Source organism: Pseudomonas gessardii, assembly GCF_001983165.1.
Taxonomy (GTDB): domain Bacteria; phylum Pseudomonadota; class Gammaproteobacteria; order Pseudomonadales; family Pseudomonadaceae; genus Aquipseudomonas; species Aquipseudomonas gessardii.
On record NZ_MNPU01000001.1, the window covers coordinates 40,704 to 67,134 of the forward strand.

Consider the following 26,431-nt stretch of genomic DNA (forward strand, 5'->3'; position numbering starts at 1 on the left):
TCACGGCTGTTACAGGGTTGTGCCGGATTTGTTGAGGCCCAGGCCGGTCGATAAAAAACCGCTTGCCGGCGGGTGTTGGCGTTATAGGCGCCAGCGACTATTGTTGCGGGTCTGGAGCACAGCCCACAGGAGGGCAATACCATGAACACCAGCGATCTACTGGGACAACTGCTACAGGCGGCGATCAAGCCGCAAGGCGGTTCGGCGGCACCTCAGGGCGGAGCGGGAGGGCTCGGTGGGTTGGGCGGTTTGCTCGGTGGCTTGCTGCGGGGCGGTGGTGCTGGCGGCTCGACGTCGGGCAGTGGTGGCCTGGGCGATCTGCTCGGTGGCCTTGGCGGGATGCTCGGTGGTGCGCCAGCCGGCGGCTCGACCCCGACGCGCTCAGGCGCCAGCAACTACGCGGCCCTGGCATCGCTGGGGATGATGGCGTTCCAGGCGTACCAGGCCTGGCAGCAGCAACAGGCCTCGGCGCCGCAGCAGGCGTTGCAGACGGTTGATCAACTCTCCGGCGCCGATGTCGAGGCCCATAGCCACGCGGTGCTGTGTGCATTGATCGCGGCGGCCAAGGTGGATGGACGGATCGACGAAAAAGAGCAGGCGTTGATCTCCCAGGAACTCGGGCGTCATACCGACGATCCGAACTTGCAGCAATGGCTTGATGCACAAGTCGCCAAGCCATTGGATGTGTCGGATTTTGCCGAGTATGCCAGTGACCCGGCGGTAGCGGCCGAAGTCTACCTGGCCAGCGTCCTGCTGGTAGATGATCAGCAAGACGCCGAGCGCAACTACCTGGACGAACTGGCGGGCGTGCTGGGTATTAAGCCTGAGTTGCAACTGCACCTTGAACAGCAAGCCAAACCGGCCTGATTACCCGGGATCACTGTGGGAGCTGCCGAGCTTTAGCGAGGCTGCGATAGCGGTGGTTCAGCCAGCCTCAATGCCAGCAGTGCCGCCGCCATCGCAGCCTCGCAGGGCGAGACAGCTCCCACATTATTTTGGGCCAACAGGCATACCGTGTTCGCTGTAGGACGCCAGTGTTAAGGCACGCAGATCCGGCAAACACCGAGAAACCCTGTGGGAGCTGTCGAGCCCCGGCGAGGCTGCGATAGCGGTGGGTCAGCCAACATCAATGCCAGCAATACCACCGGGGTTCGGCTCTTTGGTTTCCATCCTGTCTTTCAGAACCGCAGGGTAGCCCCCGTCGTCAGCCAGTGGTCGCGGTCTCCTGCCAGGTTGCGCCCGACCACCAGGTCCACATCCACCTGTTTCCCCAGGTGCACGCGCGGTCCGGCCTGCCAGGCCTGGTCGCCGTGTTGCTGGCCGTAACGTTCAGCCAGCAGGGTCAGGCAGCCTGCCACGCGGTATTCCAGGCCTGTGCCCCAGGTCAGCCGGTGATTGCGTTCGCCATCGTCATAGGCATGGGCCCAGCCGGTATTGAGGTTCAAGCGCAGGGTTTCAAACGGTTGCCAGCTCAGCAGCAGGCCCAGGTCGGCGCCGTCGAAGGGGTGTCGGCGATCCATCGCGATATGCGCCGCCGCTGCCCAGGCGATCTCCACGCCCGCATCCTGCCAGGCCCACAATGCCCCCTTGAGTTGTGGGCTGAGCTGGGTCTGGTCGGGGTCGTTCTCGATGGCCGCGCCCCATTGCAGGTTGGGCATGGCGCGGGATGTACAGGCGCCAGAGAGGGTGGTGCGCGCGGTTGAGCCTGTGTAGCTACCGTCGACATTGCATTCGCCGGGGGCGTTGATTGCGCCATCGTCCACGGTATAGGCACCGCCAGCGGCGAAGGCCTTGGACAGCAAACCGAGCACCAGGGTAGCGCCGATAAAGACCAGGTTGCGGCGCAGCGCCCGTTGCCGCGACGCCGGTAGCCACGCGAAGGCCGAAAGGAGGGTGTGTTTGTGCATGGGCTCATGCTCCAAATTGACAGAGGGTTCGGTGAGGCTGTTGTGGCGAGCGGGCACGCCCGTTCGCCACAACCACACGACAAAGCACTCAGTACCACTGCTTGAAGCGGCGGATATAGATCGTCTTCATCAGCTGCGCCACGCAGCAGTAGGCGAGCAGGGTGCCGACCAGCCAAGGGAAGTAGGCCCACGGCAACGGTTGCAGGCCCACCAGCGTGCCCAGGGGCGAGAAGGGCACATAGATCCCCAGCGCAATGACCAGGCTGGTCATCAGCAACACCGGCCAGGCGGCCGTGCTCTGGAAGAACGGGATCTTGCGGGTGCGCAGCATGTGTACCACCAGGGTCTGGGAGAGCAGCCCTTCGACAAACCAGCCGGACTGGAACAAGGTCTGCATTTCCACACTATTGGCCGAGAACACGTACCACATCAGGGCAAAGGTGGTGATGTCGAAGATCGACGAGGTCGGCCCGATCCAGATCATAAAGCGCCCGATATTTTGCGCGTCCCACTTGCGCGGCTTGGCCAGGTACTCCTTGTCCATCTTGTCCCACGGCAGGGCCAGCTGGGAGATGTCGTACATCAGGTTTTGCAGCAGCAAGTGGATCGCCAGCATCGGCATGAAGGGAATGAACGCACTGGCCACCAGCACCGAGAACACGTTGCCGAAGTTGGAGCTGGCCGTCATGTTCAGGTACTTCATGATATTGCCGAAGGTCTCGCGGCCTTTGAGCACACCTTCTTCGAGAACCATCAGGCTCTTTTCCAGGAGGATGATGTCGGCCGACTCCTTGGCAATATCAGTCGCGCTGTCCACCGAGATACCGACGTCGGCATCGCGCAGGGCAGGGGCATCGTTGATGCCGTCGCCGAGGAAACCCACGGTGTGACCATTGGCCTGCAAAGCCTTGAGCACCCGGGACTTTTGCAGCGGGGTCAGCTTGGCGAACACCGTGCGTTGCTCGACCTGCTGCTTGAGGGTGGCATCGTCCATGGCTTCGATATCCACGCCCAGCAGCGGCTCGCCGGGTTCCAGGCCGACCTGGCGGCAGATGGTGCGGGTGACCACGGCGTTATCGCCGGTCAGCACTTTGACCGCGACCCCGATCTCTTGCAGTGCAGCAATCGCCGGGCCGGCGGTTTCCTTTGGCGGATCGAGGAAGGTCAGGAAGCCGTGGATCACCAGGTTGCGTTCATCGGTGGGGGTGTATTGCTGGCGCGCCAGGGCCTTGGGAATGTTGCGGGTGGCCACCACCAGCACGCGGAAACCGTCCTCGTTGAACTCGTTGGCGGTGCGCAGCAACGCCTGGCGACGCCCCTCGTCCAGGGCCACGGCGCTATCGCCTTCCATTACATGGGTGGCAATGCCGAGCATTTCTTCCACGGCCCCCTTGCACACCAGCAGGTGATCGCCGTGGTTGTCCTTGACCACAATCGACAGGCGCCGACGGACAAAGTCGAAGGGCAGTTCATCCACCTTGCTGTAGGCAAACGGCACCTGGAACTTGGGGTTGTGCTGGGAGAACGCGAGCACCGCCTGGTCCATCAGGTTCTTCATGCCGCTTTGGTGATGGCTGTTGAGCCAGGCCAGGGACAGCACCTGGTCGTCCCGCTGGCCGAAGGCGTTGACGTGGTGTTCCAGGATGATCTTGTCTTGGGTCAGGGTGCCGGTCTTGTCGGTGCACAGCACGTCCATCGAACCGAAGTTCTGGATCGCGTTGAGGCGCTTGACCACCACTTTGCGCTTGGCCATGGCATTCGCGCCCTTGGCCAGGTTGGCGCTGACGATCATCGGCAGCATTTCCGGGGTCAGGCCCACGGCCACCGCCAGGGCAAACAGGAACGCGTCGCCCCAGTCGCCCTTGGAAAAGCCATTGAGGAAAAACACGATAGGCACCATCACCAGCATAAAGCGGATCAGTAGCCAACTGACGCTGTTCACCCCACGGTCGAAGGCGGTCTGCACCCGGGAGCCGACGATGGCCTTGGCCAGCGAGCCGAAGTAGGTGCGGGGCCCGGTCGCCACCACCACGGCCTGGGCACGGCCGCTGACGACGTTGGTGCCCATAAAGCAGATATTGGGCAGGTCCAGCAGGTTGCTCTGGTCGGCGGCTTGACGCGTGGCGGATTTTTGCGTGACAGCGCCCAGGGTGTCGTACTTCTCCACCGGCAGGGCTTCACCGGTCAGCACGGCCTGGCTGATAAACAGGTCGCGGGACTCAATCAGGCGGATATCGGCCGGGATCATGTCGCCGGCCGACAGCTGCACGATATCGCCGGCCACCAGGTCGCGCATCGGCACTTCGCGCAGGGTGGGCTTGGCGCCGACCTGCTCGCGGCGCAGCACCGTGGCAGTGGTCCGCACCATGGCCTTGAGGGCCTCGGCGGATTTGGCCGAGCGGTGTTCCTGCCAGAAGCGCAGCAGGCTGCTCAGGGCGACCATGGTCATGATGATAATGACCTTGGTCAGGTCCACTTCTTCGCCGGCGCGCAAGGGGAGCCAGTAGTCGGTGACAAAGCTGATCACCGCCAGGGTCAGCAGCACATAGATAAACGGGTTGTTCAGGGCCTGGAGGAACTGCACCACCGCGTGGGGCGGCTTGTCGTGGGCCACTTCGTTATAGCCTTCGCGTTGCAGGCGGGCGCAGGCATCCAGTTCGGTCAGGCCGTCCTTGGTCGCCCGGACGTTGGCCAGGGTGGCCGCCAGGCCGTTTTGCGCTTCACGGGCGGCCCGCATCGACAGTTTGCTGTCGCTGGTGTTCTGGGTTGGCTGTTGCGTGGTTTTTACGGCGCTCATAGTTTTTACTCCTGTCGACATACTCATTACTTGCCTGGAAAACAGGCGGGCACGGGCATGCCGAGTCGCAGTTTTTGCGATGGGTTCTAATAACTTTAAAGAGGCGAGTTAATTAACGGGCGCGCAGAAAACTACGGCTGGCTTAGTTCGCAAGGAACGCCAGTTAATTAATTGACCAATAATCAGGAAGTTGCTGTTTCCAGCCAGCTTATGCCGCGCGAACGCTCAGTAGCAGGCGTGCTTGGGCAAGCAGGCTGAAAACGTTCCGTCTCTGCGGATCTTGAGGGTCGGCGTGGTCCCATTGCTGGACCAGATGGCCGCTGGTGGGGCACAGGCGCCAGTGGGCCTGGAGATGCGCCGGGTTGATACGCGGGGAGGGGCAGACACAGGCCGTGCGCACGGGGGCAACGCCCAGGGAGCCACGGCACAGCTTGGCGCGCAGGGCCGAGGCCAGCGTGCGTGCATCAGGTAGAACAAGGGTCTGGAACTTCATAACACACCTCGGGACCGGACTGGCGCCGGCGCAAGGCAGTCACGTTGGAGCATCAAGCTCTAGCGCAGCTTACCCGGCCTGGAAGGCGAGTCCCGTCTTTACTCTGGGTTTGGCGCCCGACCCCTGTATTCACGGGGGAAGGACAGCGACTAGATACTGTGTCCATTGGCTTCTTTTGTGAGGTTGAAAAAAGGCCCGAGTTGCAGGCACGGGCAATCTACTCAGGCAGGTAGGGGATGTCAATCAATAATGAACTTGTTTGTGGCCCGTTCAGACTTCATTCAGATTGGTGTTATTCAATATATAAGTTTAAAGACTATAAGTGGTCAGTAATGCCAGATAGATCAATACCAACCCTGCAATCAAAAAGCACGACAGGATCGACGCCAGCATAAAGCCGGCGAAAAACATCAGGGTCTGGCCGTGACTCGGGGTGGTGCCGACGATGCCTGACAGGGCACTGCCCCAGACCGGCTTAGAAACTCAGGCGCAGGGCCAGTGCGGCCAGGGTGATCAGCAGCACCGGCAAAGTCAGGATGATGCCGACCTTGAAGTAATACCCCCACGTAATACGGATGCCCTTACGCGCCAGGATATGCAGCCAGAGCAACGTCGCCAGGCTGCCGATAGGGGTGATTTTCGGCCCTAGGTCGCTGCCGATCACATTGGCGTAGATCATCGCCTCCTTGACCACGCCCACGGCATGGCTGGCCTCGATCGACAGCGCGCCGATCAGTACGGTCGGCAGGTTGTTCATCGCCGAAGACAGCAGCGCCGTCAGCAACCCGGTGCCCAGGGCGGCGCCCCACACGCCGTAGTCGGCGAAGGTGTTGAGCCAGGTGGCCAGGTACGTGGTCAGGCCGGCGTTGCGCAGGCCATACACCACCAGGTACATGCCCAGGGAGAAAATCACGATCTGCCAGGGCGCTTCCTTGAGCACCTTGCGTGTGGAAATCTTGTGGCCCTTGGCGGCGATCACCAGCAGGAGCAGGGCGCAAGCGGCCGAGATGGCGCTGATGGGAATGCCCAGGGGTTCGAGGGCAAAGCAGCCCACCAGCAGGATGCCCAGCACCCACCAGGCCGCGTGGAAGGTGGCCGGGTCATGAATGGCGCTGGCCGGCTCGGGCAGGTCGGCGGGGTCGTAGTGTTGCGGGATATCACGGCGAAAGAACCACAGCAGTACCGCCAGGGTGGCGGCGACGCTGACCAGGTTGACGGGCACCATCACCGCCGCGTACTGCTTGAAGCCGATATTGAAGTAGTCTGCCGAGACGATATTCACCAGGTTGGACACCACCAGCGGCAGGCTGGCGGTGTCGGCGATAAACCCCGCGCCCATCACGAAGGCCAGGGTGGCGGCGGGTGAAAAACGCAGCGCCAGGAGCATCGACATGACAATCGGCGTGAGGATCAGGGCCGCCCCGTCATTGGCGAACAGCGCCGAGACCAGCGCCCCCAGCAGCACCATATAGGCAAACAGCCGCCGTCCACGGCCGCGCCCCCAGCGCGCCACATGCAACGCGGCCCAGGCGAAAAAGCCGGCCTCGTCGAGGATCAGGCTGATGATGATCAGGGCGACGAAGGTGCCGGTGGCATTCCAGATGATCTGCCACACCACGGGGATATCCGCCAGGCTGATCACGCCACAGGCCAGGGCAAGGATCGCCCCCATGGCGGCGCTCCAGCCCACGCCGAGGCCCTTGGGTTGCCAGATGACCAGGACGATGGTGAACAGGAAGATGGCGAGGGCGGCAAGCATCAAGGACAGTCTCCGTGGGGCGCGTATTCGACGTTTGATTGACTTGTGACAAGGTACCGGGGTTCTGTGGCAAGTGCTTGAAATTAAAATGAAACACAACTGTCCTAAAGTGCCCGCCATTGGTGATAAAGGAAGTAACCGTGTGACCCGTGCCACTCGCAATCTGCGCAAGACCCTAGATTCTGTCGCGGACAACAACGAAACCGCGGCCTTCGACTTGATGCGCGCCGTCGAAAAACTCAGCGATGAAGTGCTGCGTCAGCGCCTGCTCAACACCATCCACCGCCTTAACCAGGATGCCCATGAATTGCGTGAGGCCCGGGATGCGGTCGAGCGGGTGTCCGTCAAGCTGGCTTGATAAAAACCTGTGACCGTTCGGCGACTGCTGGATGACGCGAGCACCTGATGCGCTGACACTGAGCGCGGCTGCGGTTATGAGCGGCAATTACCGTGAGGCCTTCTTGTTCACTACACAGGAAATAATCGAATGAGCAATAAACCGGCAATTGTTTTAGTGCATGGCTTTTGGGGTGGTGCTGCGCATTGGAGCCGTGTGATTGTTGAGCTGCATAAAAAGGGCTACACCGATTTGCACGCGGTTGAAATGCCCTTGACCTCACTGGCCGAGGACGCCGAGCGCACACGCAAGATGGTGGCTCAGATCAAGGGGCCTGTCCTGTTGGTCGGGCACTCCTATGGCGGTGCGGTCATCAGCCAGGCGGGCAATGAGCCCAACGTGCAGGGCCTGGTGTTCATTGCCGCGTTTGCGCCCGATGAAGGGGAAAGCCCTGGCGCAATCACTCAGGTGCACCTACCCAAGGCTGCCCCCAACCTGGTGCCCGACAGCGATGGCTACCTGTGGGTCAAGCCCGAGCTGTTCCATGAAAGCTTCTGCCAGGACCTGCCGGAGTCAGAAGGCAACGTCATGGGGGTCACCCAGAAAGCCCCTCTGGCCAGCACCTTTGGCAACGAGGTCAGCAACCCGGCCTGGAAGCACAAACCGTCCTGGTATCAGGTGTCCACCCAGGATCATATGATCCACCCCGATAACCAGGTGCGCATGGCCGAGCGCCTCAAGGCCCGGGAAATCCTCAAGCTGGACGCCAGCCACGCGTCGCTGGCCTCCAGGGCCGTCGAGGTGGCTGGGCTGATCGATAGGGCGGCGGTTGCGTTGCAGAAGTAATCGCTATGGGCAATATCCCTTCCCGGTGTTGGGGTATTGCCCGTAGCAAGATCGTTCAAGACAAACCCCCATCCGCGCTGCCATGCTTGTCGACTGTCTGTTGATGAGTGTGCTCGATGCCTACTGCCTTGCCGCATTACGCTTTCGCCCGTGGCGCGATTGCGATCATTCCGCTGTCGCTGGCCTGTGCCCCGTGGGGCCTGTTGGCCGGTTCCCTGGCGATTGACGCCCAGTTCACCCCCCTGCAAAGCCAGGGCCTGTCGGCCATTGTATTTGCCGGTGCCGCGCAGTTGGTGGCGATTGGCATGGTCAAGAGCGGCGCGAGCCTGATCGCCATTTTACTCACCACCTTGCTGCTGACCTCCCAACACCTGCTGTATGGCATGCATATGCGCAGCACCCTGTCGCCCCTGCCGGCACGGTGGCGCATGAGCCTGGGCTTTTTGCTGACGGATGAGTTCTTCGCCCTGGTCAGCCAATATGATCGCCAGACCTTCAACCGCTGGTATGCCCTGGGTGTGGGCCTGACGTTCTACGTGGCCTGGAACCTGTTCACCCTGGCCGGCATCGTGCTCGGCAAGAGCATCCCCAACCTCGATCAATTGGGCCTGGAATTTTCCATCGCCGCGACCTTTATTGCCTTGATCACCCCGGTGGTGCGGGATGTGCCGACGGTGGTGTGTGTGGCGGTGGCCCTGCTGTTTTCGGTGTTGCTCAGCTACTGGCACTGGGAATCGGCGGTGGTGGTGTCGGGGTTGTTGGGGATGAGTGCAGGGTATGCCTGCAAACGCTTGGGAGTGGGGCAGCGATGATTTTTGTGATGATTATCGGCATGGGCCTGGCGGTGTTTTTCAACCGTTACCTGTTTCTTGAACCGCGCTTGCCGGTGCGCCTGAACCGCGGCGCCCGGGAGTTTCTCGGTTTTGCGGTGCCCGGCATGTTGACGGCGATTTGCGGGCCGATCATTTTCCTGGCCGAGCACAGGCTCAACCTGAGCCCCACCAACCCCTACCTGCTGGCCGGTGTCTGTGCCGTGGCCTTGATGTTCTGGACCCGTAGTGTGTTGACCACGGTGCTGTCGAGCATGGCGCTGTTCTATCTGTTTCGCTGGTTGTGGTAGGCAGTGCTACAGTCGCGTTTTTTTCAAGGAGGCGATGGCATGCGGAAGGTGGTGATAGGTGCGTTGGTCCTGGCGGCGCTGGCCGGTTGCGCAGGGGCGAAGATGAAAGATGCACGCGCTGGCGCGCCCTATAAAACCCTGGCGTCAGACAAGGCCGCGTTGGTCGTGGCCCAGTGCATCCAGTTCGGCTGGCAGGACGAGGCGGTGTTCGGTGTCGATGCCGGTGGTTTTATGGAGCCGGCGCCAGGCGGGGGCCATACGGTCTACACCACTAGCGGTGACTACTTTGTCGATGTACGCAGTGCCGGCAGCAGCACCACCGTCAGTTACTACGCCGCCGCCGATAATTTCGCGGCCAAACGCCGTCTGGCCGCAGCGGCGACCTGCCTATAAGTTGTTTCCGCATATTTCTTCAGAAATACCCCGGCGGACACACCGCCGGCTTTGCCTTAATATGCCAGCGCTCGCCCGACTTTATGGCTCTTTACCAGCACATGGATGTCGAGGCCTGAATGTCGGGCGGGCATCTTTTCAGCGTGGCATATACCCCAAGTGCCAACGCCGCGGAATCTTCAGGGACGCCAGGCCCAGCAGTGCCGACAGCAGGCCGCTGACCAGCAGGGCCCTGATCCCCAGTTGATGCTCCAGCAAGGCGCCGATCACCGCGCCGACAAACATCCCGGCCCAGGGAATCAACTGCACCCGCCAGCCATTACGGCGCTCCCCCAGCATCCAGCGCCCCAGCCCCCGACCGAAACGCGACAGCGCCCCGGTCACGTAAGTCAGCCCCACGGGCAAACCATTGACCTGTTCCACCGCCGCATTGAGCATGCCCATGGCAATGATCGCCGCCAGCACTGCCGGCAACGGCTCGGCCATCGGCCACGCCGCCGCCCCGCACAACAGCGTGGCGATGCACAACAACAGCGGCAGCGCATGGCGCTTGCTGACACGGCTGATGATCACACCCAGCGCGTTGCCCAGGATAAAGGTCGCCACCAACAGCGTGAGACGACCGGTCAGCCCCAGGTCGCCCTCACTGATCGCCACGGCCAGGCGCGTGGTGTTGCCGCTCATGAACGAGACAAAATCGCCACTGGCCATAAAACCGATGGCGTCGGTCATGCCGGCCAGCACCGAGAGGCTGGCGACCAAGGTCAATCCGACGCGACCGCGCCATTTGTGCTGGTGCTGCAGGGCTGTATTGACCGTGGGTTTAAGGGAGGAGGGCAGCACGGCGAAAGGTTCCTCAAGGCAATTATCCGGCCACTACCGTAGGACGCTTTTGTGGCGACTGCAATGATTTGGCGCACCGCCTTCAATTGACCTCCAAGCGCCACCCCGTGGCCGTCCACGTCAGCACGTGAGTCGGCTTGAGCGCCTGGAGAAACGCTGCGTCATGGGAGACGGCCAGCAGCGCGCCGGCAAACCCTTGCAAGGCCTGCTCAAAAGCCATGACGGATTCCAGGTCCAGGTGGTTGGTGGGCTCATCCAGAAGCAGCAGTTGCGCCGGGGTCTTGCGCCATAAGGCAAGGGCCATGGCCGCCTTCAACCGCTCGCCGCCGCTGAGCTGGCCGACGGGCTGGGTCACGCGCAAGGCGTCCAGTTGCAACAGGGCCAGGCGCGTGCGCAGCTCGGCTTCGGCCAGGGGAGTGCCCATCAGTTTGAGTTGTTCGACGATCGATTGCCGGTCATCGAGCAGCGTCAACTGTTGGTCGAGGTAGGCGCAGGGCACATGCACCGTGCATTCGCCGCTGATGGGTTGCCATTGGCCCGCCAGCAGCTTGAGCAAGGTGGACTTGCCGCAGCCGTTCGGGCCCTTGATGGCGACCCGGACCGGGCCACACAGGCTGGCGTTGAGAAAGGTGCTCGGCGCGCAGGGGTCGAGCCAGGGCAACTGGCTGTCGACCAGGGTCATCACCTGGCGACCTGCGGGCAGAGGTGTGCCGGGTAAGGCGAGGAAGGTTGGTGTTTCGTCCACCACCCGTTCGTGGGCCGAGCGCACGCGTTCATTCAGGGCGTGTTTGTGCTGCACATGTGCGCTGCGCACGTGGCTGACGATTTCGTTGGCGGCACCTTTCCAGCGGGACTTGGTGAAGGCATCGACGTTGGCCGTTTCGGCATGTTTACGGGCGCTTGCGGCGTGGCGCTGGAAGCTGTCGAGGTCCTTTTTCAGGCGCTGGTGCTCGCGCCGGCGATCCAGCCGGGCATGCTCCAGGGCGGCCTGGGCGGCGTGTTGCTGGGCGTCACGCTGGGCACGGTAATCATCATAGTTGCCGCCATAGAGCCGGGCCCCGAGGGGGGACAGTTCGATGATCCGGCCCAGGGTATTGAGCAGGCGCCGATCATGGCTGACCACCACCAGGCCGCCGCGCCAGGTGGCGAGGGTCGCTAACAGCCAGTCGCGGCCGGCGCTGTCGAGGTGGTTGGTGGGTTCGTCGAGAATCAGCAACTGCGGCGCACCCAGCAGGGCGCCAATCAGGGCGACCCTGGCCAGTTGGCCGCCGCTGAGCTGTGCGGCGGGCTGGGCGGGGCTGATCCCGGCCAGGCCGGCGCCGTCCAGGGCCTGGCGCAGGCGTTCGGCCAGGTCCCAGCGATCATCGATCAGTTCCAGGTCTTCAGCCTGCGCGTCGCCCCTGGCCAGGCGCTCCAGGGCTGTCAGGGTCTCGGCGCAGCCGCTGGCCTGGGCCACGGTCTGCCCCGGTAACAGCGCAAGGGTTTGTGGGACATAGACGATCCGGGCCGAGGCTTTGATAACGCCGTAAGACGGCACAAGCACGCCGGCCAGCAAGCGCGCCAACACGCTTTTGCCCATACCATTACGGCCGACAATCCCGGTCGGAGTGTGATCGATAGACAGGTTGAGGTCTTCCAGCAAAATCTCGCCATTGGCGAACTGAAAACCCACGTGATGCAAGGAAACAAGTACAGGCAGCCGGTTGACGTCAGTCATCAGCACCTCCAGAACAATGTGGCACAAGCCAACAAGCGCGCCAGGCGGCTCGTTGCGTTTACATGTTGGAAGGCTTAGTTGTTCACGTCGGCGGTCGTCCTGCGGTTGGAAGGGACGGCCAGCCTAACCTAGTTCGGTAATTTTTCCTACGCCAGCACCGCAACTGCCTTGATCTGCGCCCACAGCACCTGGCCGGGATGCACGTGCAACTGGTCCCGCGAATAACGGGTGATCCGCGCCAGCAACGGCGTGCCTGCCGCATCGAGTCGCACCAGCACATGGGCGCTGTTATCGGCGGGGATCTCCTGGGTCACGGTCACCGGCAAGCAGTTGAGGATACTGCTGTGCGCCCCGGGTTGCAGGCTGAGGCTGACATCCCGGGCGCGCACCTTGAACCGCAAGTGTTGGCCCGGGGCCAGCGCCGTATGGGCGACGCGCATTTGCAGGGGGCTGTCGGGCAGTTGCAGGGTCAGCAATTGATAGTGGGCGTCGTGGCCGCTGACCGTGCCGTCGATCACCACGCCGGCATCGTCGCCCAGGGCCAGCGGCAGGTCGAGCCGCGCCAGGGTTTCGCCGATCGGGCCGCTGGCCAGGGCCCGGCCTTCGCTGAGCAACACAATGTGATCGGCCAGGCGCGCCACTTCATCCTGGGCATGGCTGACGTACAGCACCGGGATTTCCAGTTGGTCGTGCAGGCGCTCCAGGTACGGCAGGATTTCGCTTTTGCGCTGGCTGTCGAGGGCGGCCAGGGGCTCGTCCATCAGGAGCAACTGCGGGCTGGTGAGCAGGGCGCGGGCGATGCCGACGCGCTGGCGTTCACCGCCGGACAGGTGCTGGGGGTGGCGATCGAGCAGGTGGCCGATGCCCAGCAGTTGTGTGGCCTGGGCCATGTCCACGCGGCGCTGGGCCCTGGGGATACGCTTGAGGCCGAACGCCAGGTTGGCCAGCACCGACAGGTGGGGAAACAGGCTGGCCTCTTGAAACACATAGCCCAAGGCGCGTTTGTGCGGCGGCACAAACACGCCGTTGCGGCTGTCTTGCCAGACCTGCTCGTTGATTTGCACAAAACCCTCGCCGGCCCGCTCCAGCCCGGCGATGCAGCGCAGGCAGGTGGTCTTGCCCGAGCCCGAGTGCCCGTAGAGCGCGGTGACGCCACGCCCCGGCAGCTTCAGGTCCACGTCCAGGGCAAACCCGGAATACTGCAGTTGCAGGCGCACCTCGATCATCGACATCAGCTCCAGCCCGCTTTGGTTTTACGGCTGGAGTAGAGCGCCAGCAACACCAGGAAAGAAAACACCACCATGGCCCCGGCCAGCCAGTGGGCCTGGGCGTATTCCATGGCTTCGACGTGGTCGTAGATCTGCACCGAGACCACCCGGGTCTTGTCGGGGATATTGCCGCCGATCATCAGCACCACGCCAAACTCGCCCACGGTATGGGCAAAACCGAGGATCGAGGCGGTGATAAACCCGGGGCGGGCCAGGGGCAGGATCACCGTGAAAAAGGTATCCCAGGGATTGGCCCGCAGCGTGGCGGCGACTTCCAGGGGGCGACTGCCGATGGCCGAGAACGCGTTCTGCAACGGTTGCACCACAAACGGCATGGAATAGATCACCGAGCCAATCACCAGGCCGGCGAAGCTGAAGGTCAGGGTGCCCAGGCCCAGCCATTGGGTGAACTGCCCAAGGTAACCATGGGGGCCCATGGTCAGCAGCAGGTAGAAGCCAATCACCGTCGGTGGCAGCACCAGCGGCAGGGCCACGATTGCGCCGATGGGGCCGCGCCACCAGGAGCGGGTGCGCGACAGCCACAGGGCAATCGGAGTGCCGATGACCAGCAGGATCGCCGTGGTCAGCGACGCCAGTTTCAGGGTCAGCCAGATGGCGGAGAAGTCGGCACTCGATAGCGGCATTTACAGTTGATAACCGTAGGATTTGATAATGGCGGCGGCTTTTGGCCCCTTGAGGTAGTCAACCAGTGCCTTGGCAGCCGGGTTGTCCTTGCCTTTGTTGAGGATTACCGCGTCCTGTTTGATCGGGTCATGCATCTGGCCGGGAACGATCCACGCCGAGCCGCTGCTGACTTTGCCGTCTTTATAGATCTGCGACAAGGCGACAAACCCCAACTCGGCATTGCCGGTGGACACAAACTGATAGGCCTGGGTGATGTTCTGGCCTTCTACCAGCTTGCCCTTGACCTGTTCGGCCAGGCCCAGTTTGGCCAGCACCTGGGTGGCCGCGAGGCCGTAGGGGGCGGCTTTCGGGTTGGCGATGGACAAATGCTGGTATTGATTTTTCGCCAGTACCGCGCCCTGGGTGTCCACATAACCGTCCTTGGCCGACCACAGCGCCAAGGTGCCCACGGCATAGGTAAAGCGCGAGCCCTTGACCGTATCCCCTTCGCTTTCGAGCTTTTGTGGGGTGGTGTCGTCGGCGCTGAGGAACACTTCAAACGGCGCGCCGTTCTTGATCTGGGTATAGAACTGCCCAGTGGCCCCGTAGGCGGCGACCAGGGTGTGCCCGGTGTCTTTTTTGAAGTCGGCGGCAATGGCCTGGATGGGGGCGGTGAAGTTGGCGGCGACCGCCACTTGCACTTCGTCGGCCAGGGCCTGCGTGGCGGCGAACAGGGTCACCAGCGTGGCCAGGCACGTTGGGATAAAGCGAGAGGGACTGAACATCAGGAACGGCTCCGCATGAAAGGTGGGGATCGAGACGCCCGACACGGGAGCGGCGCTCTGGGGGCAGGCGCTGTATGTATAGGTATATAGCGAAAAAATGGCAAGGAAAATCAACGGCCCAGACCTGCCTGGGGATTTGTGGGGTGGCTCGGGCTGACCTTTCTCCACGCGCTTGCCAAACGGCCCCTACAGCCAGGCGTGGTGCAAGCCCTGATAGTTCGCCGTTGTCGTCGCCAATCGTGACGGTGACAGGACTCTGAAGGAACAAGGGCATGGAAAAGGAATACGCCTACATAGACAGTCAGGCAGATGAACGATGGAACAGTGAAGCCTACGTCCGAAACTGGCTTGAACGTGTGCTGGATGCTTCAACGCTTGAGCCCAGTGCCAGGCAACTGATCAACACCCGCTCAATGTTGCCGGTGGAGTTCAGGGTATTTGATGAGTTCGAGACTGATGACAGTTCGCCGCTTATTGTGCTGCGCGAGGAGGTGCCTTTGTGGCACATCCTCACGGATCGATACCCCTGGCGCAGCTTTTATGGCAAGGGGCAACCGGAAGGCAATGTGAAGGCGAGCGTGCAGATGCCGGAGTTTTATGGCGCCTTGGCTCAGGAGCTGACGGCTACGCGGTTTTTTTTGAGCAGTATCCGCATCGCCGGTCAACGCAGCGAGGACGAGATGCTCAGGCAGGATCTGGAGTTGCCGGACAGGGCGGTGCTCAAGAGCGAGGTGGTGCTGTTATCGGTCTGGGGAGTGAGCAAGCGCTTGCTGGCAGAGATCTGGTTTGAGGTGACGCCGAGCGAACGGGGGGCCAGCAAATGGCCAAAAATGATCAGTGGGCAGTGGCCAGGCATGCACATAGGGGTCAGGAGTGGGGACCATTTCAGTTATTCCGCAAACGCCGCCCAAAACAGCCTATGGCTCAAGCGCTTCAAAGAACCGGTGTTGGATGTAGACATCGGGATCTACCCACGTTGGGTGCGCAAGCCTTTACCGTTGCCTGGCGATAACATCGAGGCGGATCAGGTTGTGGACGTCACGATCAACAATAGCCCGGGTGGTTCGCGCATAAGGTATGTGATCAAGGTTCCGCCAGCGTTCTGGCCACGGGACCGCTGGTGGTATTACGTGGGGATCTACCTCAGCTACCGTTGCCCGTGGTTGACCTACGGCATGTTGAATCAGGACGGCGTTGTCCGCCCGGCCAGAGACCAGGAAAACAGCTGGTTCTTCAGGTGCGATGCCACGCAGATGGCCGTCGACATTCGTCTGCTGCCCTTTGAGATGGCGCAGTGGACTGAAGACTTTATCTCCGGCAGAACCCTTCCGGTGGCCACCAAGTCCTGGCAAAAATGGGATGCATTGTTGGCGGGGCTTGGGGTGGGGGAATTGACCAGCAGCTATGTCAAGACACTGATCGACCGCAGCCTGGCGAAGTCAGGATTGCCGGTGGCCACCCAGCAGGACTTCAGGGTCCAGACGGCGTTCAGGTACAAGTACCAAGTGGGGCATGCGGTCTATTCGCCGCATTTCACTGCGTATGTTCCGCCTCGATACCGCTACTTCTCATTTAACCAGATCCTGGTGGGCGAGCCTCAGCGCATTGCTTTTTTGCAGGAGACCGTCGCCTCCGTGCAACTGCGCAACCAGGCACTGTCGGCGGCCGAAGTAAAAGCACTGGATGGGTTGAGGGATAGCCTGTTGAGCGAGTTCTTCGCCGATATCAACAACCTGTTTAATGGCGTTGAGTACAAGCAGTTATTCAGTGACACCTGCACTGCGTTGGCCAGGGTCAGGGTCGGTCGGTTCCTGGCCGATGACAACGAGAAAGACCCTGTGTTACGAGAGTGCGCATTTGCTTTTTTGCATGGTGAACTCAAACCCCGGCTGTTGTTGTTTCACGGCAAAGTCATACCCAATGTCTATGTGCTCAAGCACAGCTCGCAAAAGGCCTTGCTGGTATCACTGAACATGGAAGAACTGACATGGGTGACGTGGGAGCCGAGTACCGCAGCCGGCCAGCCCAGTGACGCATTGGTGGCGTTCATGGCGCAGCATCTTCCGTTCCCGGAAAAAACCAGTATCACCCGCAGCGACTTTTATCCCCGGAAGAACCGCTATGGCTACCATTACCGCCGCCATCCGCCTGAGCCGGTGTCGTTTCGCGAGACGGCCGATATCAACAGTGCCTTGCTGCAAGTGGCCATTGATGAAATCAAGCAGCAGATGAATTACGTGGTGTTTTCTTCCAACGAAGAACGCCGAAGGGCGCGGACCCAGCTGTTCAGGTCGGCCTTGCGAGCGGTCGCCGGCCTGGTGATTGCTGCTGTCGGCACCTTGACGGGGGTTGGCGGGCTGATGCTGGCCGGCGCTGCACGGTTGTTGGCCAATATAGGCGACGCCAGTACCAGTTACTGGCTTGGGCAACAGGCCGACCGCCCTGCGGACTACGCGGCTTATGTACAGGAGTGCAAGTTGGGGGTGCTGCTGGGGCTGGTTGACTTGGGGGCGGATATCACTTTAGTCAGGAGAAAACTGCGGCTGGTCTTGAAGCAATCGACCCAGGCCGCCAAAACCTTTGTTCCGTTGCTGACCCGGCACTCCTCTGCGGACCTGCCCTTCAAGTTGGAACTGGAGAGTGAGTCCGATCTGTTTATGGGCAGCCCTGAAGAGTTGCGCGAACTGCGTGATCGGCTGGAAAAAACATTGCGCGAGGGTTTCAACCTCTCGGCACTGCGCAGTGCGCTTCAAGATTCAAGCACCTCAAGTTATGTGCTATCGAAACAGTGTGCGGACTATTTGCAGAACAAGTCCTGGGACATCCAGGCGATCGGCGTATTGATTTTTGCCGAGCCCCACGATGACCGACCGCGCGGGCATTTTGCGTTGTCTCTCAGGAACCGGGGGGATGCGGCGGTCTTGGATATGGCCATGTCCCGGCTGGACTCCGAGGCCCAAGGGCGTGCCTACTTTGGCTCCTTTGACAGTTGGCAAGAGCAGCTGCGCTCGCTGCTGCCACTGCAAGACAAGCTGGTGGTGTGCAAAGGGTACGAGCATCTTGCCAGGGCCAGCTATGAGATTGATGCAATGTTTCCTTTGGGCATCAGTTGGGGGCATTTTTTCAACACTGGCAACTACCGCCTTATCTCTTTGCCTTCACGGTTTATCCCCTTGCTGGAAAGCCAATTGTCGCGATTGTGGACGGGGGTTTTCCGACAGCGCACCCCCGTGCCCGCGCTCGGCTCAAGTCTCACCGAAGGTGGTCCGGGTGCGTTCAATCAGGAGCAACTGCTGATGCAGGTCAGCACACTCAACGGTTTGATCAGCGAGCCAGAGCAGATACTGCGCGCCAGCATCGGGGTGAGCAATATTGGTGACTTGCGCGTTCAACTGCTGGGCTTTTTACACGCCTGGCGTGCAGAGGCGATGGAAGGGTACCGCGAACTCATGGACGGCGTGGTTGCTGAAGAGGCGGGGTTGGTGCGCAATGCATTGCTGCACCTGGATGCGTTGCAGGTGGGGGTGGACAGCCCGATAGCGGTGACACAAAACGCGGTGGTCGATTGTGTCGACTGGATCGCCACCCGCGCGGGCCAAGAGGATGAACACTGGCGGGGGCTGCTCAAGACAGAGATCGAACGCTATGCCTCGGGTAACCAGGCCAGCCTCGATCTGTGCCTGAGGGCCGTGTTGGACCCATTGCATGCTGCCCTGGCCAAGGGCAAGGAGCGCCAGGTCCATCATCTGCAGCATGCCGATTATGAACAGTTGTCGATCACCAGCGGCCAGCCCCTGTTCGCCATCGGCCTGGAGTTTATCCGTGGAATGCAGGTGGCGCGCCAGGCCGAGGGGTTGTTTGCCTTGATCATGACCTGCCAGCCGTATGAAGACAGCAACGAGCTGTTTGCACGGATTGTGTACGGTATCAGCGCCTTGCGGCAGCAGCGTTTCATGGTGCTCAGCCCGGCACATGAGCGCCGGCTCAGCGGGCTTGAAACCGCCGAGCCGGTGCCACTCTAGGCCGGTTGCCGGGTCAACTGGGCGTACGCTTGCGCGGCCAGTTGGCGTGTCAGTTGCGCCGTTGACAGGGCGTGCTTCAGGCCAACGGCCTGGCCTGCCCACAGGCTGCTGAAGCCTGCTTCATCCTTGGCGCGCAGAGGCATCAAGGCACCGCCGGCCAGGGGGAAGGCCGGCGCCGTCGGATTGATTGGCCCAACCTCGCGCATCAGCCGGTTGACAATCCCGCGCGCCGGGCGCCCAGTAAACAGATTGGTCAGGGCCGTCTCGCTGGCCTGGGCGCTGTGCAAGGCCTGGTGGTGGGAGGGCGTGATAGTGGCTTCGGGCGTGAACAGGTAGGCAGTGCCGATCTGCACCGCTGAAGCGCCGAGGGCGAGGGCGGCGACGATCCCCCGCGCATCGCCAATCCCGCCGGCGGCGATCACCGGCACGCTGACCGCATCGACGATCTGCGGCACCAGGGCCATGGTCCCGATCTGGCTGCTAAGGCGCTCGCTGAGAAACATCCCGCGATGCCCCCCGGCTTCATAACCCATGGCGATGATGGCATCGCAGCCGTGCTGCTCCAGCCAGATCGCCTCTTCGACGGTGGTGGCGGACGACAACACTTTCGCCCCGGTGGCCTTGACCCGCTCCAGCAGCGCTTTTTCCGGCAGGCCAAAGTGGAAACTGACCACTTCGGGGCGCAACTCTTCCACCACTTCGCAACTGGCATTGTCGAACGGTGCGCGGTTGGAAACCGGCGTGGGCGCCTCAAAGTCGGCACCCAGCTCACGGTAGTAGGGCTCCAGCAGAGCTTTCCACTGGCGATCATGCTCGGGGTTGGGGGCCGGCGGCTGATGGCAGAAGAAATTGACGTTCAACGGTCCGGTACTGGCCTGGCGAATGGTGCTCAGCGCCTGGCGCAGTTGTTCGAGGCTCAAGGTGGCCGCCGGCATGGAGCCCAGGGCGCCGGCCTGGCTTGCGGCAATCACCATCTGCGGGCTGGTGCTGCCAGCCATGGGCGCCTGGATGATCGGCAGTTCAATGCCCAACAGGTCAAGAATACGGGTGTCTGGCCAGGTGCTCATGGATCGCTTCTCCAGGGTGTAACGCTCAGGAAGGGCTGCCCGGCACTTTTAACAGAGGCCGCCGGGGCAAGGCCAGCCTGTTTTATTCAGTGGACACCGGCGCCTGTTCAGGCGGGGTACGACCCTCGCGCTGGAGCAACTGCTGCTTGCGCTCCACGCCCCAGCGGTAGCCCGACAGATGGCCATCGCTGCGCACCACACGGTGACAGGGAATCGCCACGGCCAGGCGATTGGCGCCGCACGCCTGGGCGACGGCGCGAAAGGCACTGGGCGCGCCGATGCGCTGGGCAATCTCGGCATAGCTGGCGGTGCTGCCCACCGGGATTTCCCGCAGCGCCTGCCAGACCCGTTCCTGGAAGGCTGTGCCGCGCAGGTCCAGGGGCAGGTCCAGGCCCAGGGCGGGTGCTTCGATAAACCCCACCACCTGGGCAATCAATTGTTCAAAACCGGGGTCGGCGCCGATCACATTGGCCTGCGGGAACTGGTCCTGCAGGTCGCGCACCAACCGGTCCGGGTCATCCCCCAGGAGGATCGCGCACACCCCGCGATTGCTCTGCGCCACCAGAATCGCCCCCAGGGAACACTCGCCGACGGCAAAGTGAATATCGTTATGGGTGCCACCGGCCTTGTAGTCGCTGGGCTTCATGCCCAGCAACTGGTCGGCGGACGCATAAAAGCGGCTGTTGGAGTTGAAACCGGCGTCGTACAGCGCATCGGTTACCGACTGATTGTCCTGCAGGTGGGCCCTGACCTTGCGCGAGCGATGGGCGCGGGCATAGCCCCGGGGCGTCAGCCCGGTCAGGGTCTTGAACACCCGGTGGAAGTGGAACGGGCTCAGGCCGGCGCCGTTGGCCAGGTCTTCCAGGGAGGGCAAGGCCTGGGCCTGTTCGATATGGCGGCAGGCGGCGGCGACCAGGTGCGCATGGCGTTGCGCAACCTGGGTCTGGTCGGCCGAGGTGCGCTTATTGGGGCGGTAACCGGCGGCTTCGGCTTGCTGCGGTGTGTCGAAAAACTCGACGTTTTTGCGCAGCGGCTGGCGTGCGCTGCTGCTGGGGCGGCAATACACACCCGTGGTCTTGACCCCGTAGACGAAGCTCAGGTCGGCCGTGGCGTCACGGGCGACAATGGCCGCCCAGCGCAGATCATCTTCAGTGCTCATGGCAGTCGCTCGGCAATGGATCAGTGGCCAGGATAATCATCGGCGCCCGCCCGGACACTCCGTTGCTTGCGGTTGAATTCACCGGGTCAGCCGGCCGTGCGAAACGTCAGGTTGATCCGTTGCGGCCCCATGCGCGGGTGCACGCCTGGCTTGATCGGCTGCACGCCATGGTAGCGCAGGCGATCGACGCCGCCCCAGACCGCCACGTCGCCATGGAACAACGAGATTTTCTGCGTCTTGTCACTGCGCTGATGGCCGCCAAACAGAAACACCGCCGGCAGCCCCAGGGACACTGAAACCACGGGAGCATTGTAGTTGCGCTCGTTCTTGTCCTGGTGCAGCGACATCCGGGCGCCCGGTACATAGCGGTTGATCAGGCAGGCGTCGGGCGCAAAGGCGTCGAAGCCTGCGGCGCTGGCAGCATCGATCGCCAGCTCGCACAGTATGGGCGGCATGCCGGGCCAGGGTTGCTGGCGCTCGGGGTCAAGCGGGCTGTAGCGATAGCCCTGGGTGGTGGTGGTCCAGCCCAGCTCGCCACAACTGCTTAGGGCCGCCGACATGGTAAAGCCCCCGGGGGTGACCATATGGCGGAAGGGGGACTGGGCCAGGACCGCGCGCAACTCGGGCAAGACACGCTCAAGCCAGGGCAGGGCATAGCCCCTGAGGACGTAGGATTGTTCGCCGATTTGCTCGCGACGGGCCGGTTGTTGCAGGGCCTCGTCGCTGAACAGGTCGCCGGTGGAATGCGGGTCCATGTTGCACAATCACTCCGCTGCTGGTGAGGGTTTACAGGGCCTTGCTCACGGTGATTTCAGTGATTTGGTCACTGGCCTCGTGGATTTTCGCCAAGGCTGCTTGGGCTTCTTCAGTGCTGGCCGACTGCAATTGGGCAAATTCAAAACGGCGTTCGCCGTTGAGCTTGTATTTGATGACGTATTTAGTGGTCTGGTTCACGGGCATTCCTGTGGCGTAAGGCGGCGCAATCAGCTGAGTTTGCTGCTGGTGCGGCGGACAATGCGGATTTTATGGGACAAGGCCGGCTTGCGGGTAACGCTGATGGCGCGGCGCGTCACCACATCCAGGGTAATGTTCCAGAACCCGGTGCTGGGCGCGGTGATCTTGGCCGGGAACGTGTCGAATGCGCCACCGTGATAGGTGTGGCGACCGCCATTTTTGAAACTGCGAAAATTCGCATCGCTCATCAGGCGGATATTGCAGGTTTGCGAGCATTCAATGACGACAATGTCCCCTTCGTTCAAGTGTTCACGCTGGTGGATGAATTTCATGGGGGTGTCTCCAGAAGGGCTTTTTCTGAAAAATCAGAACGATACGTAGGTTAAGATGGAGTTTATCAGCCCCAGCACGTTTATTATCGGGTCGTCGTCGACGTCTTCGACAATTTAAAACAGTTATTTACCGATATATCAGGGATAAATCCTACGTGGGCGGGAGAAAAATACCATCTCCGCTGTCGTAGGATCTTTATCGGAGGTTTTGTATGAAGTGGAGTGTATTGGTTCTGGCCCTGGCAATAGGTGGATGTGCTTCGGTGTCGGACATCAAGCAGACACCGCCAACCCTGGCGGTCATCTCCGGGAAAAAACCACAGGAATACGCGGCCTGTGTGGTGCAGAAACTGTCGTCGACCCGGCGTCCGTCGCAGATCGAGCCCCATAAGGAAGGCGTGCGCGTGATTGTGCCGCAAAAATTCTCGGCTGACCCATCGGCTATTTTCGAGATTGAAGACCGTTCCAGCGGGAGCAGCATCAAGCTCTACGAGAGCATGTCCAATGTGCCGATCCGTCCGGGTGACGTGAAGAAAGCTGCGGAAGACTGTATTTCCGGCTGAGTCCACGCGCCATTCATACGCGATCAACTCCGATCGAAAAGCTCGGCCTGCGCTTGCAGTGCCGGGCTTTTTATTGCCTGAAATTTCCTACGCGGCGGTTGTGACTGTCAGCTCATTACCCTACCATTTGTATGCTTATGCATTGTAGGTCTAAGCATATAACTATAAAAATGGAGTCGTGATGATGTCTGTGGAGAGAGTGTTGATGGGTGGCGCCCTGCTGCTCATGCTCGGCAGCGCGCAGGCGCTGGAAGGCAAAAAGGTATTCAGTGAAGGGGGCGCGCAGCCTGGCGCGGCGGCGTGCATGGCGTGCCATGGTGCCGATGGCCTGGGGCTGGCCGCTGCGGGTTTTCCGCGGCTGGCGGGGTTGTCGGCGGCCTACCTGAGCAAGCAACTGCATGACTTCCAAAGTGGCGCGCGCAGCCACCCGGTGATGACATCGCTGGCCAAGGCGCTGACCGAGGAAGAAATCGCGGCGGTGACCCAGACACTGGCGGCGATGCCGGCGCCGGCCGTGCAAGCCGGCCATCGCAGCGCTACCCCCACCAACCCTGCCGAAAAGCTTGCGCTGCAAGGCGCCTGGGAGCGGTCGATTCCTGCGTGTGTCAGCTGCCATGGCCCGTCAGGTGTCGGCGTTGGCGAAGCGTTCCCGCCGCTGTCCGGGCAGTCTGCCGCCTACCTGGCCGCCCAGCTCAACGCCTGGCGCAGTGGCACCCGGCACAATGATCCCAATGACCTGATGGGGCATGTGGCCAAATCCCTGACGGATGATGAAGTGCAGGGGATTGCCAGCTACTTCGCCGCCTTGCCTGGCCAGGAGGTCAAGCCATGAAGAACCTGTCATTTGCACCCATGCTGGCCGTGTTGATCGGCGGGCCGGTGTTGGCCGCTCCGATTGCCATGGAAGATCAGTCGCAATTGCAGGTGCCGGCGGCCGTTCCCGTCGCCACGGCGTTCCAGCCGCCCCAGGAAAGCGAACTGCCCGACAACGCCTACGGCAAGCTGGTGATGCAAGGCTATGCGTTGTTCGTCGACACCAAGCGCCTGGCCCCGCAGTTTGTCGGCAATGGCCTCAATTGCAGTAATTGCCACCTGGATCAGGGGCGCCTGGCCAATTCGGCGCCGCTGTGGGGGGCGTACCCGATGTACCCGGCCTATCGAAAGAAGAATGACAAGGTCAACACGTTCGCCGAGCGCCTGCAGGGCTGTTTCCAGTTCAGCATGAACGGTGGCACGCCACCGGCGGCAGATAGCCATGAGATTACCGCGCTGTCGGTGTATGCCTACTGGCTGGCGAGCAAGGCGCCATTGGGCGTGGAACTGCCGGGGCGTGGCTACCCCGAGGTGCCGCCACCGGCCAAAGGCTACAACCTGGCGCAGGGGGCCCAGGTGTACAAGGCACAGTGTGCGGTGTGCCATGGTGCCGAAGGGCAGGGGCAGAAGGTAGGCGACAGCTACGTGATGCCACCGCTGTGGGGCAAGGACTCCTACAACTGGGGCGCCGGCATGCACCGGATCAACACGGCGGCCTCTTTTATCAAGCACAACATGCCGCTGGGCAAGGCCGGTAGCTTGACCGACCAGCAGGCCTGGGACGTCGCGGCCTACGTCAACCGCCACGAGCGCCCGCAGGATCCGCGTCTGGTGGACGGCTCGGTGGAGAAAACCCGCATCAAGTTCCACGCCAATGACGGTGTGAATCTGTATGGGCAAACGGTCGATGGCGTACTGATTGGCCAAGGCATCCGTTAAACTATGGGTTGACCACAAAAAATGCCGCGCAAACCCCGGGTTTGCGCGGCATTGTCATTCTGGAAAACCAAGTATGAAACGTGAATGCGTCAGAGAACGGCATGCAGAGGGTCACATCTCTGCGACCCATGTGATCCAAAATCCAGCCAATTCGGGGGAATGGATTGTTTTTTTCAAGAAAAGCGGCGGGCGCAGCTTTTTCCTGGTGGATGACCAGGACGAGGTCGAATCCTTTGAGAAGCTCGATGATCTGATCGACACCATTCGCAGCCTTGGCATCAAGTTCGCCGAGATCCACATGTAGCCGCCCGGGCTATTTGCAGACCACCACCACACTGCGGCCCTTGAAGTTACCCACATCGGCGCCCAGGGTCTTGTCGCTTTCCTTCAGGGCCGGCGTGCCTTCGGTCCCCACGATGCGGTAACCGGTGCCGGCGCAGGAGGCATCGGCTTTTTCATAGCAACTGGCCCAGGAGTTGGCCTCGCCTGAGCAATCGATGGTCAGGCCTTGTTCGCCGTTTTTCAGGTAAATGTCGGAAGTGGTGGTGCAGCCCGCGAGGGCCAGCAGCGAAGTCAGTGCCAGGATCTTGTTCATGAATTGAGTCGTCGTCGTAGGGGTTGGAGGGGCGCTGACACAGTCGTGGGGCGTTGGCGCAAGAGTATAACGAACTGCCACCTGGCGCGCCTGTGACGGTACGCACAAGATGGCTTGCGCCTTGGCCTCCAGGGTGTGTCACGGCACGCCCATCACAAGCACGCCGCTGCCGCTTACGGGGCCCGGGGTAGGCAGGGAGCCGGCTCGCCGGACCAGGGTGAACGTCACATCGTCGCCTCCCACGCTATTGGTGATACGGGACAGGAAGGCGCCACCGACCTGGACTGGCGCTCCACCCCGCACGAGTGCGGTGCCGACATCCGGGTTGCTCATCACCAGCAGATTGGCGTTGAACGACGATGGGATGCCTTTGTAGGTAATGGTGATCGGCGTGGTAATCCCCGGGTCCGGGCAGGCGTAGGTGAGCCTGCGGTCTCGGCGGATGGTGGTAGTCAGCGGATCGGTGCCGATAGCCCTTTGGTGTACATCGCCGAAGTTGATCTCGATCGGGTTGTTATTGTTGATCGTGCAGGTTGACGGGGAGATGGTGAAGTTGTTGGCCGCCGTATACGTGACCGTGAGTTGCGGCCGGGTGGCGTCGAAATTATTTGAACTGGTGAGGCGTAACAGGCCGAGGGTGTCGCCTGTCCGCACGTCGATTGGGTTGGTTGGATCGTTACGCACCAGGATGTAGGGGGTGATATTGATCGGGTAGCCGACCCCGTTGTTGGGCATGGTCGCCACCCGTATACCCGCCGGGACCGGGGTATTGAGGAACGCGCCATTGATGCGCAAGCCGCTCCTTTCGGCGGTGAATTTGGGGCCGGATGTCCAAGGCGTCCCTGAGGCATTCCCGGTTTCCCAGTAGTCCTCACCCCAAACCGGGCCTGCTCCTGCGGTAAATCGGCATTCGAGCCGAGCGCCCTCCATCAGAATCCTCACGCGATCTGTATCGAGTCGCACTTCTACGGGGACGGTCAGATGGGTGACACGCGCCCACTCACCGCCATTGACCCGACAATCGACAGCCCGTGCGGTCGTACTAACGCTGATCAACAGGAGAAGCCCAATGGCTCCAAAGAGTCGTTTCATTTTGAT

At 61.7% G+C, this 26,431-nt stretch carries 27 protein-coding genes and 1 pseudogene; 11 read left to right on the forward strand and 17 right to left on the reverse strand.

Annotated features, from left to right (window positions below):
* Positions 1–141: 141 nt before the first annotated feature.
* Positions 142–867, forward strand: coding sequence for a tellurite resistance TerB family protein (locus BLL38_RS00180; protein ID WP_076960757.1), 726 nt, complete (start codon positions 142–144; stop codon positions 865–867).
* A gap of 311 nt (positions 868–1,178) precedes the next feature.
* Here the strand turns inward: BLL38_RS00180 and BLL38_RS00185 are convergent, their stop codons facing one another.
* From BLL38_RS00185 to BLL38_RS00205, 5 genes and pseudogenes are all read right to left on the reverse strand, one after another.
* Positions 1,179–1,907 carry a hypothetical protein gene (locus tag BLL38_RS00185; RefSeq protein ID WP_076960758.1) on the reverse strand — a complete coding sequence of 243 codons (729 nt, stop codon included), beginning with the start codon at positions 1,905–1,907 and terminating at the stop codon, positions 1,179–1,181.
* Positions 1,908–1,995: 88 nt separating this feature from the next.
* Positions 1,996–4,704: a magnesium-translocating P-type ATPase gene (gene mgtA, locus BLL38_RS00190; RefSeq protein ID WP_242627585.1), complete on the reverse strand. Its 2,709-nt coding sequence runs from the start codon at positions 4,702–4,704 to the stop codon at positions 1,996–1,998.
* Between the two features lie 208 nt (positions 4,705–4,912).
* Positions 4,913–5,197: a hypothetical protein gene (locus BLL38_RS00195; protein WP_076960760.1), complete on the reverse strand. Its 285-nt coding sequence runs from the start codon at positions 5,195–5,197 to the stop codon at positions 4,913–4,915.
* A gap of 309 nt (positions 5,198–5,506) precedes the next feature.
* Positions 5,507–5,662: pseudogene (locus tag BLL38_RS00200) on the reverse strand (chemotaxis protein); the annotation flags it as partial.
* Between the two features lie 10 nt (positions 5,663–5,672).
* A complete protein-coding gene (locus tag BLL38_RS00205; RefSeq protein WP_076960761.1) occupies positions 5,673–6,956 on the reverse strand; it encodes an arsenic transporter in 1,284 nt (427 codons plus the stop codon).
* A gap of 142 nt (positions 6,957–7,098) precedes the next feature.
* Here BLL38_RS00205 and BLL38_RS00210 point away from each other — a divergent pair, with 142 nt between their 5' ends.
* The 5 genes from BLL38_RS00210 to BLL38_RS00230 all read left to right on the forward strand — a co-directional run bounded on the left by BLL38_RS00210 (position 7,099) and on the right by BLL38_RS00230 (position 9,652).
* Positions 7,099–7,314, forward strand: a complete 216-nt coding sequence (locus BLL38_RS00210; RefSeq protein WP_003212603.1) for a hypothetical protein — start codon at positions 7,099–7,101, stop codon at positions 7,312–7,314.
* A 129-nt stretch (positions 7,315–7,443) separates the two neighbouring features.
* Positions 7,444–8,139, forward strand: a complete 696-nt coding sequence (locus BLL38_RS00215; protein ID WP_076960762.1) for an alpha/beta hydrolase — start codon at positions 7,444–7,446, stop codon at positions 8,137–8,139.
* Between the two features lie 116 nt (positions 8,140–8,255).
* Positions 8,256–8,951 (forward strand): AzlC family ABC transporter permease, encoded by a 696-nt coding sequence (locus BLL38_RS00220; protein ID WP_076960763.1) that lies wholly within the window; start codon positions 8,256–8,258, stop codon positions 8,949–8,951.
* On the forward strand, positions 8,948–9,259 hold the full coding sequence (locus BLL38_RS00225; RefSeq protein WP_076960764.1) for an AzlD domain-containing protein: 312 nt from the start codon (positions 8,948–8,950) through the stop codon (positions 9,257–9,259). Before BLL38_RS00220 ends, BLL38_RS00225 begins: the two co-directional genes overlap by 4 nt.
* A 39-nt stretch (positions 9,260–9,298) precedes the next feature.
* Entirely contained in the window at positions 9,299–9,652 is a 354-nt protein-coding gene (locus BLL38_RS00230; RefSeq protein ID WP_076960765.1) for a hypothetical protein, read from the forward strand.
* Positions 9,653–9,790: 138 nt separating this feature from the next.
* Here the strand turns inward: BLL38_RS00230 and BLL38_RS00235 are convergent, their stop codons facing one another.
* From BLL38_RS00235 to modA, 5 genes are all read right to left on the reverse strand, one after another.
* A complete protein-coding gene (locus tag BLL38_RS00235; RefSeq protein ID WP_076960766.1) occupies positions 9,791–10,495 on the reverse strand; it encodes a YoaK family protein in 705 nt (234 codons plus the stop codon).
* A gap of 82 nt (positions 10,496–10,577) precedes the next feature.
* Entirely contained in the window at positions 10,578–12,212 is a 1,635-nt protein-coding gene (locus BLL38_RS00240; RefSeq protein WP_076960767.1) for an ABC-F family ATP-binding cassette domain-containing protein, read from the reverse strand.
* Positions 12,213–12,358: 146 nt separating this feature from the next.
* Positions 12,359–13,438, reverse strand: a complete 1,080-nt coding sequence (gene modC / locus BLL38_RS00245) for a molybdenum ABC transporter ATP-binding protein (protein ID WP_076961124.1) — start codon at positions 13,436–13,438, stop codon at positions 12,359–12,361.
* 5 nt (positions 13,439–13,443) lie between these two features.
* Positions 13,444–14,124, reverse strand: coding sequence for a molybdate ABC transporter permease subunit (modB, locus tag BLL38_RS00250; protein WP_038441011.1), 681 nt, complete (start codon positions 14,122–14,124; stop codon positions 13,444–13,446).
* Entirely contained in the window at positions 14,125–14,889 is a 765-nt protein-coding gene (gene modA, locus BLL38_RS00255) for a molybdate ABC transporter substrate-binding protein (protein WP_076961125.1), read from the reverse strand.
* Positions 14,890–15,161: 272 nt separating this feature from the next.
* On the opposite strand from modA, the gene BLL38_RS00260 reads away from it, so the two are divergent.
* The gene (locus BLL38_RS00260) at positions 15,162–18,911 is read left to right on the forward strand and encodes a hypothetical protein (RefSeq protein ID WP_076960768.1); all 3,750 of its coding nucleotides are present in this window, start codon (positions 15,162–15,164) and stop codon (positions 18,909–18,911) included.
* On the opposite strand, the gene BLL38_RS00265 is transcribed toward BLL38_RS00260, so the two are convergent.
* The 5 genes from BLL38_RS00265 to BLL38_RS00280 all read right to left on the reverse strand — a co-directional run bounded on the left by BLL38_RS00265 (position 18,908) and on the right by BLL38_RS00280 (position 22,423).
* The gene (locus BLL38_RS00265) at positions 18,908–19,978 is read right to left on the reverse strand and encodes an NAD(P)H-dependent flavin oxidoreductase (protein WP_076960769.1); all 1,071 of its coding nucleotides are present in this window, start codon (positions 19,976–19,978) and stop codon (positions 18,908–18,910) included. The two genes, BLL38_RS00260 and BLL38_RS00265, sit on opposite strands and share 4 nt — an antisense overlap.
* 82 nt (positions 19,979–20,060) lie before the next feature.
* Complete coding sequence (gene ada, locus BLL38_RS00270; protein WP_076960770.1) at positions 20,061–21,137, reverse strand: bifunctional DNA-binding transcriptional regulator/O6-methylguanine-DNA methyltransferase Ada; 1,077 nt, start codon at positions 21,135–21,137, stop codon at positions 20,061–20,063.
* A gap of 86 nt (positions 21,138–21,223) precedes the next feature.
* Positions 21,224–21,892, reverse strand: coding sequence for a DNA oxidative demethylase AlkB (gene alkB / locus BLL38_RS00275; RefSeq protein WP_076960771.1), 669 nt, complete (start codon positions 21,890–21,892; stop codon positions 21,224–21,226).
* Between the two features lie 31 nt (positions 21,893–21,923).
* Entirely contained in the window at positions 21,924–22,091 is a 168-nt protein-coding gene (locus tag BLL38_RS31060) for a hypothetical protein (RefSeq protein WP_162493895.1), read from the reverse strand.
* A 29-nt stretch (positions 22,092–22,120) separates the two neighbouring features.
* The gene (locus tag BLL38_RS00280) at positions 22,121–22,423 is read right to left on the reverse strand and encodes a DUF1883 domain-containing protein (protein ID WP_034105160.1); all 303 of its coding nucleotides are present in this window, start codon (positions 22,421–22,423) and stop codon (positions 22,121–22,123) included.
* A 212-nt stretch (positions 22,424–22,635) separates the two neighbouring features.
* Between BLL38_RS00280 and BLL38_RS00285 the strand changes: the two genes are divergently transcribed.
* The 4 genes from BLL38_RS00285 (at position 22,636) to BLL38_RS00300 (ending at position 25,042) form a co-directional block, all read left to right on the forward strand.
* Positions 22,636–22,986, forward strand: coding sequence for a hypothetical protein (locus BLL38_RS00285; RefSeq protein ID WP_029294633.1), 351 nt, complete (start codon positions 22,636–22,638; stop codon positions 22,984–22,986).
* A gap of 181 nt (positions 22,987–23,167) precedes the next feature.
* Positions 23,168–23,818, forward strand: coding sequence for a c-type cytochrome (locus BLL38_RS00290; protein WP_076960772.1), 651 nt, complete (start codon positions 23,168–23,170; stop codon positions 23,816–23,818).
* Complete coding sequence (locus tag BLL38_RS00295) at positions 23,815–24,738, forward strand: c-type cytochrome (RefSeq protein WP_076960773.1); 924 nt, start codon at positions 23,815–23,817, stop codon at positions 24,736–24,738. The genes BLL38_RS00290 and BLL38_RS00295 overlap by 4 nt, the downstream gene beginning before the upstream one ends.
* A gap of 73 nt (positions 24,739–24,811) precedes the next feature.
* A complete protein-coding gene (locus BLL38_RS00300) occupies positions 24,812–25,042 on the forward strand; it encodes a hypothetical protein (RefSeq protein WP_076960774.1) in 231 nt (76 codons plus the stop codon).
* A gap of 9 nt (positions 25,043–25,051) precedes the next feature.
* Here BLL38_RS00300 and BLL38_RS00305 read toward each other — a convergent pair whose 3' ends face one another.
* Both BLL38_RS00305 and BLL38_RS00310 read right to left on the reverse strand, forming a co-directional pair.
* On the reverse strand, positions 25,052–25,333 hold the full coding sequence (locus BLL38_RS00305; RefSeq protein WP_076960775.1) for a hypothetical protein: 282 nt from the start codon (positions 25,331–25,333) through the stop codon (positions 25,052–25,054).
* Between the two features lie 138 nt (positions 25,334–25,471).
* A complete protein-coding gene (locus BLL38_RS00310) occupies positions 25,472–26,425 on the reverse strand; it encodes a fimbrial protein (protein ID WP_076960776.1) in 954 nt (317 codons plus the stop codon).
* Positions 26,426–26,431: the final 6 nt, after the last annotated feature.